Raw genomic sequence first — 14876 nt, 5'->3', positions numbered from 1 at the left:
AATATGACATGGGTTGTTGCAATTATCGGTTCGGTCGCTGGTTTTTTGTTTGGTTATGATGAAGGAATCATTGCGGGTTCTATAGAGTTGGTCAAAAATCATTTTGACTTAAGTGCCACTCATGTTGGTGTTATGGCTTCCGCGTTGCCTTTTGGTGCTTTGTTCGGCTCTATGTTGATTGGTGCGATTACTGCATCAAAAGGAGTGAAACGCTTCGGCCGTCGCACACTACTGTCTTTCTCAGGAGTATTGTTCTTTTTAGGCGCATTAGGTGCTGGATTTGCGGATTCAATTACCATACTCATTATTTCACGATTAGTTCTTGGCCTGGCAATTGGTATGGCTTCAGTAATGGCCCCCTTGTATTTGGCTGAAACAGCAACTTATGAGACCAGAGGCGCAGTGGTTGCTATTTATCAATTGGCAATGACAGTAGGAATCGTCTGTTCTTATTCAGTCAATTATTTATTTCTAGAGAACAATGATTGGCGTGCAATGTTTGCTTCAAGTGCTTTCCCAGCCCTGATTTTATGCATCGGAATTTTACTCATGCCAGAGTCTCCCAGATGGTTGTGCACTGTGGGACGTCGTGATGCTGCATCTAAAGCGTTAAAAAAACTACGTAAAAGTCATTCAATCGAGCATGAGTTGATGGATATCGAAATGACATTGGCTAATGAACCTAAAAAGGGAAGCTGGCTGTTGTTGTTTAAGAGTCCTTTATTACCTGTTTTGCTGTTAGGTACAATGCTATTTTGTTTACAACAATTGAGCGGAATTAATGTCGTAATCTATTTTGCACCTGAAATTTTTAAAAATTTAGGCATGAATAATACTACCGGGCAAATATTGGCAACTATAGGCATTGGTCTCGTTAATTTGCTGGTGACGGTTATTGCGATGCTTAGCGTTGATAAAATAGGTCGTCGTAAACTCCTGTTGTTTGGTTTTTCTGGTATGTGTTTCAGTCTATTGTCCTTATGCATGTTTTCAGTATATCAAGTCATTTGGCTTCCTTATTTATCAGTTGCTTGTCTAATTCTTTATATTTTTTCTTTTGCAGTAAGTGTGGGGCCAATACCGCATATTGCAATGGCTGAAATATTTCCTCTGCATGTGCGTGGCGCAGGAATGGGTTTTTCTGCTATGAGTAACTGGACTTTTAATACAATCGTCATTTTTAGTTTCCCTCTTTTAGAAAAAATGATGGGTATTGAGTATACTTTTGCTTTGTATGCAGTGATTTGTCTTTTAGGCCTTATATATACTTATTTTTATATGCCTGAGACAAAAGGTATCAGTCTTGAACAAATTGAGAATTACATTATGTCTGGTAAGCCACTACGTTTATTAGGGCGCGAAGAGGTGCTTCCGACCGAAGAGGTTGGTAAAAAAGAGCCGTCATATTTGGCTTCTACCTAAAAAATAATAGAAAAACTAGCCATTGGTTTTTCAAAAACCGTTGGCTAGTGAAGGATTTCCTCGAAGATTATTTTAATTTGATGATTAGTTTATCTCTTAACTCAATTGCACGTAAAACAGCTACATAACTCCAGGTTAATGATGGAGCTCCTTGTTGGCTCCCGGTATTTAAATTAATTTGCTCGCTTAGTTTCATGTCTTTGCCATATTTTTTTATAAGCTTCAAATAATTATCACCTGCTTGGATGTGTTTCGCTATTGTTGATTGATTTGCTTTGGTTAAAGGTAAATTATCAGCAAGTGTATAGTAATATTCAGCCATAGTTGCAGTTAAAATAAACCAAGGATTCCCTATACTATTGGTTTGATATCCATCGTAGGTATCTCCGGGATAGCGACCAAATAAAATTTCTCCTGAATGATTGCTATTAATTGGGAACATTGAATTAAATTGTTCATACAAAGCATCCACTGTATTTTGGACGTAGAGGCTATCGGGAGATAAAACACCATCTTTTTTGGGATTAAGTAAAATGCCTAAAATTATAGATGAATCTAGCTCTAAGGTTTTTTGTGGACCGGAATGGGGTGAAAGCGTTGCTAGAATTGTTTTATGCACCGGATCCAAATGCTCCATTAAGCGTGTGTCTATCAGTTTTGCTTGATGTTCATAATAAACTGCCGCTTCATTATCGTTGAGCCGGCGAGCAAGGGCTGCGCCTTCATAAAGTGCTTTTTGCTGAGCCATAGCAGTAAAAAAATGATATCCATACACTTCCTCCCAGAGATCATAATTTTTATCAGACCAGTGATGGGCTGTGTATTCCAAATCCATTTTAATAACTCCCATTGAATTTGGATCCAAATTGCTATTATAAAGATTGGCCTGTACATATTCGGCTTCATCATCATCTAATAATTGTTGTGCAAAACGAATCAAAACAGAGGCTCTTAAGGCGGGACCATCATTTTGTGGTCTGCCCCAAGGACCATCAAAAGGATAACCATTAATATAAAACTTGGGTTCTCCCAATATATCTTGTCCGGGTGATGGATCATATTGATGCTGAAGCTTTTGGCTCCAAGAAATATAATTAAATAAGCGTTCTTTATATCCAAACGCATGAGTGGATTCATACCATGTCTCAATCAATGTCATGGCAATCGCTGAATCGCGAATCCAATCATAATAGTAATCTGGATTTTGTTTTGAAGGAGCGGCTACTATTGCTCCGTTAGATTGAATATTGGCAAAAAAATGTTGTCGAAGTTTTTGGATATCTTCAAAACTAAATACAGAACCTATTGCTTGAGTAACACAAAATATCATTAAAAAACAGATCCTTTTCAACATAATCTCCTATTAAAGTTGAACAATTTCATAGTACATTAAATTGATTGGGCAGAGTATAGAAAAGTGCAAGAAGTGTTTTTTAGAATATGGAGCTTATTCTTGTGCATAGCTGATTGAAAAGACATTAGTCGTACATTTTGAGCGAAATTGGCTCTAAAAATACTTGCTTATGCATCTTTACCATGCTTTTATAGTTATTTAATATTCAGTCTGTGCTTTTTGATGCATGATTAAGATTAGAAATAGGAACCTAAATGCAGCAAAGCGGAAGCTGGGTTGTGAATGGTAACGTTTAATTGGATTTTGTTTTGCCACGTTCTGGCTACAATAACTAGGATTTTTCGGGTCTTTTTAGTATTTGTGAGATCATGAAGTAAACGGCAGGAAGCAAAAACAAAGTAAATAACGTACCAATGCATAGGCCTCCAATAAGCACTGTACCAATAGCATGCCTTGCTTCAGCTCCTGCATCATGTGAAAGTACCAGCGGAATGGCACCAAAAACCATAGCACCAGTAGTCATGAGAATGGGGCGCAGCCTTAACGAGCACGATTTTTTTATCGCATCTGCCAAGGTAAAGCCCTCCTTTTGCAATTGATTAGCAAATTCTACAATCAAAATACCATGTTTACTGATTAGTCCAACTAATGTGACTAAACCGACCTGGGTAAAAATGTTTAGAGATTGGCCAAATAAGTAAGCGAATAGCAAGGCACCAAAACAAGCTAAGGGTACGGTGAATAAAATGATGAGCGGGTAAACAAAATTCTCAAATTGTGCTGCAAGAATGGCATAAATAAAGAGTATCGCTAAAGCAAATAACAAAACCATAGTATGCGATGATTCATTATATGCCTTAGCAGCACCAGCCCAACTTAATTTGTATTGGTTGGGGAGATTTTCTCTCGCCATCTCCAAGAGTGTATTCATACCCTTTTTAAAGGATTGTTTTTCAGGTAATTTGGCATATAAGGTTGTAGAACGCATTTGGTTGACATGTTCTAATGCGGTTGGTTGTGCTCGTCTTTTCATTTGAGCCACTGAGCCTATGGAAATCCGTTTTCCAGAGGGGGCTGTAAGATAAAGTTCATCCAAAGTCCAGGGTTTGGAGGAGCCTTGCAGGGTTAGATTGTAAGATACACCGTCTTTTTGAAATGATAGGGACTTATCACTACTGAAAAAAACTTCTATGGTTTTAGCTAACTGTATAGGCGTCAATCCTAATTGAGCTAAAGCATTTTTATCTATATTTACAGAGTAGCCCATGGAATCAAGACGTAAATCATAGCGAGTAGAAGCAAATTTTTTGCTTTGATCCAATATTTTTTTCAAGTGCTCCGTTGCTTCAAATAATTGTCGGAAATTTTCGGTGGTGGAAATAACCAGTTCCAGTTCTGAATTATTGCGCGCATCTTCAACTCCAGGTAATCCTGAGTCCCAGCTCCAGACGGAAGCATCGACTGAAGGTAGCCGCTCTGTTTTCGGTTTTAATGAATTCACAATTTGCTCTGCAGAGCGAGCTCTTTGTCGATGAGGTTTTAAAGGCATAACAATGCTACTACCCCAATTTCCTAAAAATGTTAATGTATTTTTCGCTTCGGGCACTATACCTATGGACTTTTGCATGAGTTTTGTATTGGCTTCCAGGTTATCTAAGTTATCACCAGATAGAGGTGGAGTATAAATTCCTATTAAACCGCGATCTTCTTTAGGGGCGGTTTCAGCAGGCATTATTTTGTAAAAAAGCAGACTTAGGCTCAAGGAGAGAAATAGTATGAGTAAGGTTGTTTTTTTGCGATAGATAATGATATTTAGTAATTTATAGTAATACTGAGCAAGGTTATTCAGGAACCTGTCAATGGCAGGCCATAAGTGCTTCGTATTTTTATGCAGGAACGTAGCACACATCAAGGGCGAAAGTGTCAAGGCTACTATTCCTGATATGAATACACTTCCTGCCAGGGCTACCGCAAATTCAATGAATAATTGACCAATCATGCCATCAATCAAAGCAATAGGTGCATAAACGCTGGTTAGAGTTAATGTCATAGCGATGATGGCAAAACCTATTTGCTTGGATCCTTTGAGTGCGGCATCCATGGGCGATAAATTATCTTCGATGTGCCGCCATATATTCTCAAGAACAATAATGGCATCATCTACAACTAAACCAACAGCCAATACCATCGCAAGAAGCGTCATTTGATTTATGGTAAAGCCTGCAATTTTCAAAAATAATAAAGAGCCTAATAGGGAAATGGGAATTGCAATTAATGGAATAATCGTAGCGCGTATATTTCGCAAAAAAATAAAAATGATGATTAAGACCAAGAAAATAGATTCAAGAATGGAAGACTGAATGTTTTTAAGAGATGCTTTAATAAATTCAGATTGATCAATAATGATTTTAGTCTTGATGTCATCAGGCAAACTTTTTTTCAAGATATTTAGTTCTTTGCGGACACTTTGTGATACCTCAATGGGATTTGCATCATTAGCGCGATTAACAGCAAGTACTAAACCTGAATGGCCATTGACCTTAACTCGAAATTGGCTATTGTCGGTAGTTAATTGAATTTTAGCTAATGACTTGAGAAAAACAGGATGATGGTTTTGCGTTTTGATTACTAGATTTTCATAGTCTTCTGGGGTTTTTAATTCAAAATCAAGTGTTGTAGGGATCTTATTTTGATAATTACCTGCTGGTAGGGATAAATGGTTACTAGCAATTGCATTGGCAATCTCATCGACATTGATTCCAAACGTATATAATTTCTTTTGATCTAATTGAATAGTATAAGTGAAGGGTTGTCCCCATATATCGACTGAGGCAACTCCCTTCAGACTACGAAACGTATTTTTTAGATTTAAATTGGCATAATGGGTGAGCTCTCCAAAATTTAAAGAAGAAGATTCTAGGGCAATGCCTATAAAAGGTAAGCCATCCGCTTGCCGTTGACGTTCGATAACGGGTGCCTTCACTGTTGAAGGAAGTTGAGCCTGCGCTAGCCGTGCTGCCTCATGTGCGGCATTCAGAGCTTTGTCCATGGAGGTTCCTGGACGAAATCGTAAGGTAATGTATGAGTTTCCTTGGTTAGAACGTGAAGTCATCAGTTCTAATCCTTCTACCCCGGCAAGTTGATCCTCAAGTACATTAGTTACTACCGATTCTACTAATTCAGGACTGGCATTGGGATAGTTGGTATTTATCGTAATGACTGGAAAACTGATATTGGGGTATTCTCTTAAAGGTAACGAATTAAAACAAAGTATTCCCAAGAGCAGAATCATGCAATTAAGGATGATCGCAATCACTGGATGTTTTAAGAAATAGCTTGTAAATTTCATAAGAGGGTGATTAACCTTTATAAATTGAGATTTCCAGTCCTGGATATAATCGTTCGGGGCTTTTACTTACTATTTGATCTCCGGATTTTAATCCCGAAATAATTTCTACCTTATCTTGTTCTTGTATCCCTGTTTTGACTGCTATAAGTTCTATTTTTTTATCAACGACCTTATACACATGAGTTTTACCTTGTTTGAGAAATAATGCTTGTGCAGGAATAACCAATGCTTTTGTTTTTTTATTCACTACGAGTTGGCTGGATACGCTCGCTCCTACTAAGCAATGAGTACATTGGATATCGACATCTGCTGGGCACATATGGGTTTCATCGTCGATCATTTTTTGCACATGATTTAAATGATAAAGTTTGCCCAATATATAAATTGGCTGATTTTCTTCTATTGAGTGATTATTAGTACAGGGAATATCAATTTCCACAGTTAATGAGTTCGGATCGTAGATGGTAACTACTGGTGCGCCTTCAGTTACTTGGGCCCCTTCTTTAATTTTAAATGCGCCTATAACGCCGTCAAATGGGGCATAAAAACGCATATTCTTTAATTCAATTTTGGTTCTGGCTTTTTCCTTTTGTGAATCGATCCAGATTCTTTTTTTCTCTTCCACTTCTCGTGCACTGACAAATCCTGTTTTTTGCAAATTTTTAACGCGCTGATATTGAGTCTTTTCCAATTGTTCTGTTTCTTTAGAGAGTTGGTAGCTTCGTTCAATGTCTGGATTGATTATTTTGGCAATTAAGTCACCTTTTTGGACTATTTGCCCTGAGCTCATTAGGATGTCAAGCATTCCCGAGCCTTTAGCAATAAGAACTGTTGCATGTTTGGGGCGTATGGTCCCAATAAGCTTTATCTTTTTTTCAATTGTAGAGGGCCTTATGGTAACTGTCTCGACTATTTTAGGCGATGGGGCAGAAGATTTGGCCGCTTGATAATAGAATTTAAAGTAAATGCCTAAAGCAGTCAGCAGAATGCTCGATAATGCAATAAACTTGAATTTAGAACCGAGGATACTCTTTTGGGCAAAGATTAACCGGGGCTTCACGAGATGCTCCTAAGTTCTGAATCGGCGTGCAGATGTGCCATTGTAATTATGGCTTTTCTCCATAAAGGGTCGGTATTCATACTAGGAACAATAATTAATTCTTTTCCACCAAGTGTTATCCATTGTTCTTTGAGACGGATTCCTATTTCTTCAAGTGTTTCCAAACAGTCGGCTACAAAAGAAGGGCAAACAATAATCAGTTTTGTAATCCCTCGAGTAATCAATTCAGCTAGAATCTGATCCGTATAAGGCTTTACCCAGGGCGTTTTACCTAATCTTGATTGGAACGCGGTACTATAGCTATTCGGAGATAAGCCGAGTTCCAATGCTAATAAACGACTGTTTTCATAGCATTGAGCTCTATAACAGCCATGAATATCATCTATTAATTTAGGGCAGGGTCCAGTGCAAATAGTCTTACAACTGCTTTTGGTAATTTGGCGTTCAGGAATTCCGTGATAGCTAAAAAGTACATGGGAATGCTCTTCAAGAAACGCTTTAATGGTTTGGGCTTGCGCTTTTAGGTATGCTGGATGTTGAAAAAAATTACTAATGATTTTGATTGATGGAATGAGATCCCAGCTGCTTATGACACGCATGGCTTCTGCAATGGATGAGCCACTAGCCGCTGATGAATATTGTGGGTATAAAGGCAGAATAGTAATGGATTCGCAATGTTTTAACTGATTTAAAGCGGTTTCAATAGATGGTTCCCCATAACGCATGCCAAGAGCAATGATGTGCTCTGCTCCCACTTCTTTTTGTAATTGATTCACTAAAGTTTGGCTATGAAAAAGCAAAGGCGAACCCTGTTCAGTCCATATGGATTGATATGCATGGGCAGAACGTCTTGAACGGAAAGGTAAAATAAATGTATAAACCAGTGCATAGCGCAACAAAGCAGGGAGATCGATGACGCGCTTATCAGTAAGAAATTCGCGTAAATAGCTCCTGACAGATGAGGTATCTGCACTCTTGGGGGTGCCAAGATTTATGAGTAATAGACCATGCTTCATCAGTAAATTTCTAACCTTAAATAGAGTAAGGTCATCATACATGAAGACGGTTTTTAATTCAGTACTTGTGTAAAATTAAGTCTTTCTTGGCTTAGGGACGCAGCACCACCAATGATACTGCGTTAACTTAATTAAGCCATTTCAATATCAGCACTTTCATTAAGCACAATCACATTAGCTGCATGCAGACCTTTATCACCTTGTTCTACATCGTAATTGACTGTTTGTCCGGGAACTAATGTTTTGTAGCCTGTACCATGAATAGACGAGAAATGAACAAAAATATCATCGCCGCCATTTTCTGGAATAATAAATCCCCAACCTTTGGCATTATTAAACCATTTAACTTCACCTTTAGCCATATTTCCTCCTTTTCTAGAGTCTCATAGCTTAGACTCTATTGTTTCTCAATTGCTCTGACTTTTTTGGTAAGTTGAGCAATTGCATTTATCCATAAATGACAATTGAACCTATTTTTTTATAGGTTGTTTTAACATAACGTAAAATTGACTTATTACTCAATAGTATTTTTTATAAAAAATATAATTGTTTTAATAATTTCTTAAGTTGTTTATGCTAATTTATTACATATAGACGTAATAGAAGGAATTCAGATGAGTCAATACAGTACTTCTAAAATGTTAGGAAAACTGGCTGCTGGACAAGGCAATACACGTATTGAAGACGTTTCGCAGGCAACAGAGGAGGTTGGACAAGAATTAGCTGTGCCTCAATTAATACCCTCTGCAAAAAAAACATCTGAGGAATTAGAAATGAAAAAACTCCTAACCAACATCTTAGGACCTTCATTTTCAAAAGGATATTCCCCAATGGATAAAAAGTAATCAATTCAATTGTCATCCATAATCTTAGTCCTCTCCTTTCTGGAGAGGAGGTTTTGATTATTTAGTTCATAACCTAAAGTATTCAGTAAATATACGAATTGTCGTAAAAATATTATAAATTTTATGAAATACCAAGGTGCTAAAGCCTTTATTTAGGTATATACTTTTTAGAAGAGGCTATTATTTTTGAGGCTTGAATATGGCAGGATTTGCTGAAACTGCACATTGGAGAGATTCTGCTCGAAGCGCTCGATTTTTTATAGTTGATGCTCGAGCCGCATTTCCTATTTTTTTATTTTTAATGCACATTAGAATCTGGACAGGGATATTGGTTTTAATCTCTGCAGTGTTTTTTGGTATTCTTGAGCATTACGGTTTTACAGTGCCTGTTTTTTTAAGATGGATGAGGAGCGTTTTGGCCGGGTCGCTTAAGTCTTCAAAACCTTGGTGGCGATAACATGGAACGAGATATTAGCAAATGCATGTCAGTTATTGCAGCAAGTTTAAATGCAAAATTTTATCTTAATGATAGATTTGTGAGCTATGAGGAAGTTTTTGTTGATACGGGTTTGCTGCCAGCAATTGCGAAACGAGCAGATCAACTGTGTTCCCTGTGTCTTGGGTATGGGTTAGGGGCGACATTTGACGAGGCAGAAGGTGCTTTGTTAGGACTGCGAGTGATTTTTGATGAAGTAACGCCAAATGTATTACGTTTGTTATGCATGACTGATGTGTTAAATGAGTTGATTCAAGGTGGACCAAGTCGTGATTATACCCCATTAGACGAATTAATGTACGACTAGGAACACTTTTGAAAATTAATTGTAAAGAAATCGAAAGCACTGACGATTTTAAATACATCTACAATATATTTTGATAAACTAAACTTATTAAAGTTTTTATGTTTTAGGGGTGACGTGATGGGATTTTTAAAAAGAGAGAGTTTTTTTGCTCACGAACACGGACAAGGCGAGCCAGCTGCTACAGAAGCAGGTAAGGGAATAGATGGATTAATGCAAACTGTCCAAAAAATGGAAACAGTTGCTTTAGCAAAAGCTGATAAAGAGGGCTTGAGTTTGCTTGAAGAGGCAATAAAAAATCTAAATGCTGTGAAAAATGTAATAACTCAAGGTCCTGAAGCATTGCAATCTTTGCAAACCCAAGAAGCGAAGCAACAAACTCAAGTAGCAACACCACTATTCCAAGATGCTAAGCAACAACTTCAAGCAACTAAACAACAAGAGGTAGCCCAGGAAGAAGTCGAAAATGAAAGTGGGTCTCGTTTAGGAATGAGTTAATATTAACTCTCAGTAAATTTAATCTTTTTTTGTTCTATTCACAAAGAGAGTTTAAGCCTCTTTGTGAATTTTATCTTTTTTATATATCTCGAAATTACTGTTATACTCCTTAATATTGCATCGATTTTTGCAGAGTTGTTTCATTCTTATAAGGTTACATTTGATGTTATGAAAAAAGATACGTTCACCGAAGAGCATAATGACGCGATTCTTAAAGCATTGGATTATGCAATTCAAAATGGACCTTGGGATAAGTCAAATTTTCTGCGGTCAATTGGTAATCGCCTGGTTGGAATTCGCGATAATTTTGCCAAAAAAATTAGTGCGCGAAGCGAAGAGCAAATTCGCTCTGATGCTCATTTAGCAAATCGTCTTGCTTTACGTAGTGGCCAGCAGGAAGTTTTTGTTTCTTTATATTCTTCGGATGGGTCTAATCTTTCATCTTGGGAAAGGATAATCGCCAATTTGCCGCGTCAAATGATTTCTCGCCCAATCTACAGCAATGAAGATCAGGTAACCGCTGTAATTAAATCAAAAGAGAACAAACAGAATGAGGCTTATGTAGCGATTTACATTAATAAAACAGATATTATTGCTCTTTCTCCTGATAAAACCCTATCTGATAGATTAGGTAATCCCTTATTAACTTTAAAAGATAGATCTCTAGACGTAGAAAACATTACTCGTTTTATTCATATAAGTGGTGTTTATAAATATTCACGTGGTCGTTTGATTAAAGAACAGTGATCCTGTTTTAACGTTGTATAAATGCATAGATATACTTGCGAATCTCTCGCAAAATTATCTTAGAGCAGTATATACTTAAAGCAAACAAATAATTTTGAAGTAATCATTAATGGCACAACAACCGCAACAACAAGGTCAAGATAGTGGCATGGGGCCAATATGGGTCATGGTACTGTTGTTTATTACGGTGTTTATTATATGGAAAACCGGACATCAGTATATTGTGATGGTTGTTTTTCAAATTAATATTTGGCAAGCAAAGCTAGTTAACCTTTTTGTTCATAGTGAGCAACTAGCAAGTTTGATTCAAATCATGCAAACAATAGATCCCAATGCAGTAAATTGGGAACAGCTCGTAGATACAACGCGTGCTGTTGGCGATTTCATGCGTTATCCCGTGGTTCTTGTGCTACTTGTCCTGGCAGTTCTTTTGTATCAATCAAATATCACTCTGAAGTTTCGCAAAACGTACGATATGAAAAAATTACGTGAGCAAGAGCAATTTAACTGGCCTGCAATTATGCCTATAGTTAAAGAAAATTTGGTAGACGAAGATATAAATAAAGGTCCTTGGGCTATGGCTCTAACTCCAATGGAGTTTGCACGCAAATACAATTTATTAAAAAAGGAAGATGTATTATTAGACAATCCTGTACCGGGGCAGGAGATGACAGCAGGGATACGAAGAGGAGATGCTAAACGAGTTTTTACTCTGCAATTAGGACCATACTGGGATGGTTTTGAACATTGTTCACCACAAGCTTATGCCTTAGCCGCCGTTTTCCTTGCTCGCATTAATCGCGATAGAGATGCCGCAAATAATATCTTAGCAACCTTAGATAGAAGTTATGTTGCAGGGAAGCTTGATTATTCTGTTGCTAGACCAACCATAGAAAAATATAAAAACACAGAAATTATACAGGAAGTTGTTGCAAAACATGCCTATACTTTAACTGTAATGGCTTCATTACTTGAAAAGGCCCGGGATGATGGGGTTGTTCCGAGCGCTGAATTTTTATGGTTAAGGCCTGTAGATAGACGTTTGTGGTATATGCTCAATTGTGTTGGTAGACAAACACCATTTTCAGAAGTTGCAGGCCCGTTTGCTCACTGGAAAGCAGAGAAAGAAATGGGACGTCGTTCTTTGGTGCCTATGATAGACGAGGCGATTAAGGCTTTGGAAATTGCCATAAAAGAAGTTAAGTTAACACCCCGACAAATGCAGGAGTTAGAGCCATGATGCGTGGCATTGAATCACGTCATGAGTTAGATCCCACCCTCTTACTTAGGGATACGCGAACTTTGACACAGAGATTAGCTGATTTCTTCGCTGATCCAACTAATATTTCGATTATACTTTTTACCTTAGCAGCAATGTCTTATTACTTTTCCGAGTCAGCAACATTCCTGATGCTTGTAGGGGCTGGCAGCTTTCTTTACAGTTACACTCGGAAACAAAAATTACCGTTTCGTCTTCCTCTCATTTCCAGAGTAAAAGATTACAACGATATGAAGCCAGGAGTTAATAAGCCCAATATGGCTCGTGGTATCGCTTTTTTTGGCAATGATCGTAAAACAGGGCATGAATTATGGTTTGCTAATGATGATATGCGTACCCATGCATTAATTTTCGGCTCAACCGGTAGCGGTAAAACAGAATGTTTGGTTTCTCTAGCTTTTAATGCCTTAGTACAAGGTAGTGGTTTTATTTATGTCGACGGTAAAGGGGATAACTCGCTCTACGCTAAAGTTTTTTCCATGGTCAGGAGCATGGGGCGTGAAGACGATTTGCTTTTGATTAACTTTATGACTGGTGCGCGAGATATTATCGGTCCACAAGAAAAAAGGTTGTCTAATACCTTTAATCCCTTTTCTCAAGGTTCTTCCAGTATGTTAACCCAGCTTGTAGTGAGTTTGATGGGGGATTCAAAAGGTGGCGGAGATGGAGACATGTGGAAAGGTCGTGCGATTGCCTTCGTAGAAGCGTTGATGCGCCTTCTAGTTTATATGCGTGATGAGGGAGTCATACTTTTGGATGCGGATACTATCCGTAACTACTTTGAATTAACACGATTAGAAACCATTGTTGTTGATAAAATTTTTCCTCGTGATAATCAAGAAAGTGTTAACATAGAACAGATTCCAAAATTAGTTACAGATCCTTTGCGTAACTACTTAAGTACTTTGCCAGGTTACAATAAAGAGAAAAAAGGAAAGCAAGTATCACAGGTATTGGAACAACACGGTTTTATTACCATGCAGTTGGTCAGAGCGTTTTCATCCTTGGCTGATACATATGGGCACATTGTTCGTACGAATTTGGCCGAGGTTGATTTTAAGGACGTGGTACTGAATCGAAGGATTTTGGTTGTGCTATTACCCGCTTTAGAAAAATCCCCCGATGAGTTGTCTAACCTAGGTAAGATTATTGTATCTTCATTAAAAGCAATGATGGCTGCAGGTTTGGGAGAGGACGTCGAAGGGGATTATCGTGATGTGATCTTGAGAAAGCCAACGAATGCACCTACACCCTATATGTGCATCCTTGATGAGTATGGATATTATGCCGTTCAGGGATTTGCGGTGGTTCCTGCGCAAGCGCGTTCTCTTGGCTTCTCTGCAATTTTTGCAGGACAAGATTTACCGGCATTCCAAAAAGCCTCTAAAGAAGAAGCTGCATCCATTGGGGCAAACACGAACATTAAAATATGTATGAAATTGGAAGATCCTACAGAAACATGGGATTTCTTCACCAAAACAGCAGGTGAAGCTTATGTAACTAAAGTAGACTCATTCCAAGCGAAAGATACCAGCATTGCCAATACTTATATGGATAGTAAAAGCTCTTCTTTTGAAAAGAGAGCTCGTGTTGATCTTCTAGATTTAAAAGAACAAACAGAAGGTGAGGCACATATATTCTTCAAGTCAAAAATTGTTCGTGCCCGGATGTTTTATGCGAATCCGAAACCTGTTAAACAACTAAAATTAAATCAATTTTTAAAGGTAGAAGCGCCACCAGACGATTATTTAATGAAGTTACAAAAGCAATTGGCTTCATTCCAGGCAATACTAGAAAGCGGCGATTTATCAATAAACAAAACAGCTGAAAGTGAAGAAATTACGCTTATTTCTAAGCTGTTGCATGAATCTCCCATAGAAGAACCAATAGAGCGAGGTGTCTCTGCTTTAATTGCGTTTCATGGTCATAATGAGCCTGAACCCGTTGAGGACTTGATTGAAGAAGAAGTCGAAGGCGCATTAACGATATTTAGTCCTTTACGAGAAAATGAAGGCGCGCCTCCAATTTTAGTAAGTGATAAGGCTGCATTTTCAGAGTCCTTGTTACCTATTAACGAAACACGTAACCAGATGATGAATATTGAGCGTCTTGCTGGTGCTAAGGATAAATATGCTGGCACAGTAGCAAATGAATTGATTAAGGATTTTCAATTAGCTACTAGTTATCCGCCTGAGGAAAGAGATTTCATTGCTCCAGATGAGTTAACTGATCTGGTAAAATCTTTGTCAGAAAAAATTGCAACGGAACGTGAAAAAGCAGTTGCAAAAGGTGAAGCAGAGTAAGCGTTACAGAACTATTTTCATTCACCCTACTTCATTATATCGTCAATCCTATTTAGACAATTGGAAGAAATTTAGCCATGTCAGTTCATGGCTAAAAACCCTCCAGACGTTTTACCACAAACTTTATTTCTTAAGCATCAAACTCCCTGAGGGCTATTTTAACATTGAAAAAAAATAAACCTAGCCGCTGTGTTTTTATTCAA

General features: G+C 37.8%; 13 protein-coding genes. 8 read left to right on the top strand and 5 right to left on the bottom strand.

The genetic code is table 11. The features are described 5' to 3' along the window. Positions 1-3: 3 nt before the first annotated feature. Positions 4-1422, top strand: a complete 1419-nt coding sequence (locus tag ELY20_RS04945; RefSeq protein ID WP_110141727.1) for a sugar porter family MFS transporter — start codon at positions 4-6, stop codon at positions 1420-1422. 67 nt (positions 1423-1489) lie between these two features. On the opposite strand, the gene ELY20_RS04940 is transcribed toward ELY20_RS04945, so the two are convergent. The 5 genes from ELY20_RS04940 to ELY20_RS04920 form a co-directional block, all read right to left on the bottom strand. Then, a complete protein-coding gene (locus tag ELY20_RS04940) occupies positions 1490-2752 on the bottom strand; it encodes a glycoside hydrolase family 15 protein (RefSeq protein ID WP_110141728.1) in 1263 nt (420 codons plus the stop codon). Positions 2753-3107: 355 nt separating this feature from the next. Beyond that, a complete protein-coding gene (locus ELY20_RS04935; protein ID WP_110141729.1) occupies positions 3108-6125 on the bottom strand; it encodes an efflux RND transporter permease subunit in 3018 nt (1005 codons plus the stop codon). A gap of 10 nt (positions 6126-6135) precedes the next feature. Continuing rightward, entirely contained in the window at positions 6136-7185 is a 1050-nt protein-coding gene (locus ELY20_RS04930; RefSeq protein WP_110141730.1) for an efflux RND transporter periplasmic adaptor subunit, read from the bottom strand. Continuing rightward, positions 7182-8201, bottom strand: coding sequence for a ferrochelatase (gene hemH, locus ELY20_RS04925; protein WP_165831577.1), 1020 nt, complete (start codon positions 8199-8201; stop codon positions 7182-7184). Before hemH ends, ELY20_RS04930 begins: the two co-directional genes overlap by 4 nt. Positions 8202-8332: 131 nt before the next feature. Further along, entirely contained in the window at positions 8333-8563 is a 231-nt protein-coding gene (locus tag ELY20_RS04920) for a cold-shock protein (RefSeq protein WP_058466669.1), read from the bottom strand. A 252-nt stretch (positions 8564-8815) separates the two neighbouring features. Here ELY20_RS04920 and ELY20_RS04915 point away from each other — a divergent pair, with 252 nt between their 5' ends. From ELY20_RS04915 to ELY20_RS04885, 7 genes are all read left to right on the top strand, one after another. Continuing rightward, positions 8816-9046 (top strand): hypothetical protein, encoded by a 231-nt coding sequence (locus ELY20_RS04915; RefSeq protein ID WP_110141732.1) that lies wholly within the window; start codon positions 8816-8818, stop codon positions 9044-9046. A 199-nt stretch (positions 9047-9245) separates the two neighbouring features. Then, positions 9246-9503, top strand: a complete 258-nt coding sequence (gene icmT / locus ELY20_RS04910; protein WP_110141733.1) for an IcmT/TraK family protein — start codon at positions 9246-9248, stop codon at positions 9501-9503. A gap of 1 nt (position 9504) precedes the next feature. Beyond that, the gene (locus tag ELY20_RS04905) at positions 9505-9849 is read left to right on the top strand and encodes a type IV secretion IcmS family protein (RefSeq protein ID WP_058466666.1); all 345 of its coding nucleotides are present in this window, start codon (positions 9505-9507) and stop codon (positions 9847-9849) included. Positions 9850-9966: 117 nt separating this feature from the next. After that, positions 9967-10344 carry a hypothetical protein gene (locus ELY20_RS04900; protein ID WP_110141734.1) on the top strand — a complete coding sequence of 126 codons (378 nt, stop codon included), beginning with the start codon at positions 9967-9969 and terminating at the stop codon, positions 10342-10344. A 168-nt stretch (positions 10345-10512) separates the two neighbouring features. Continuing rightward, on the top strand, positions 10513-11091 hold the full coding sequence (icmQ, locus tag ELY20_RS04895) for a Dot/Icm secretion system protein IcmQ (RefSeq protein ID WP_110141779.1): 579 nt from the start codon (positions 10513-10515) through the stop codon (positions 11089-11091). Positions 11092-11200: 109 nt separating this feature from the next. Next, on the top strand, positions 11201-12331 hold the full coding sequence (gene icmP / locus ELY20_RS04890) for a type IVB secretion system coupling complex protein DotM/IcmP (RefSeq protein WP_110141735.1): 1131 nt from the start codon (positions 11201-11203) through the stop codon (positions 12329-12331). Then, on the top strand, positions 12328-14673 hold the full coding sequence (locus ELY20_RS04885; protein WP_110141736.1) for a TraM recognition domain-containing protein: 2346 nt from the start codon (positions 12328-12330) through the stop codon (positions 14671-14673). The genes icmP and ELY20_RS04885 overlap by 4 nt, the downstream gene beginning before the upstream one ends. Positions 14674-14876: the final 203 nt, after the last annotated feature.

The organism is Legionella qingyii, from assembly GCF_003990155.1.
GTDB classification, from domain to species: domain Bacteria; phylum Pseudomonadota; class Gammaproteobacteria; order Legionellales; family Legionellaceae; genus Legionella; species Legionella qingyii.
This window is presented reverse-complemented; position numbering and strand designations above follow the sequence as displayed.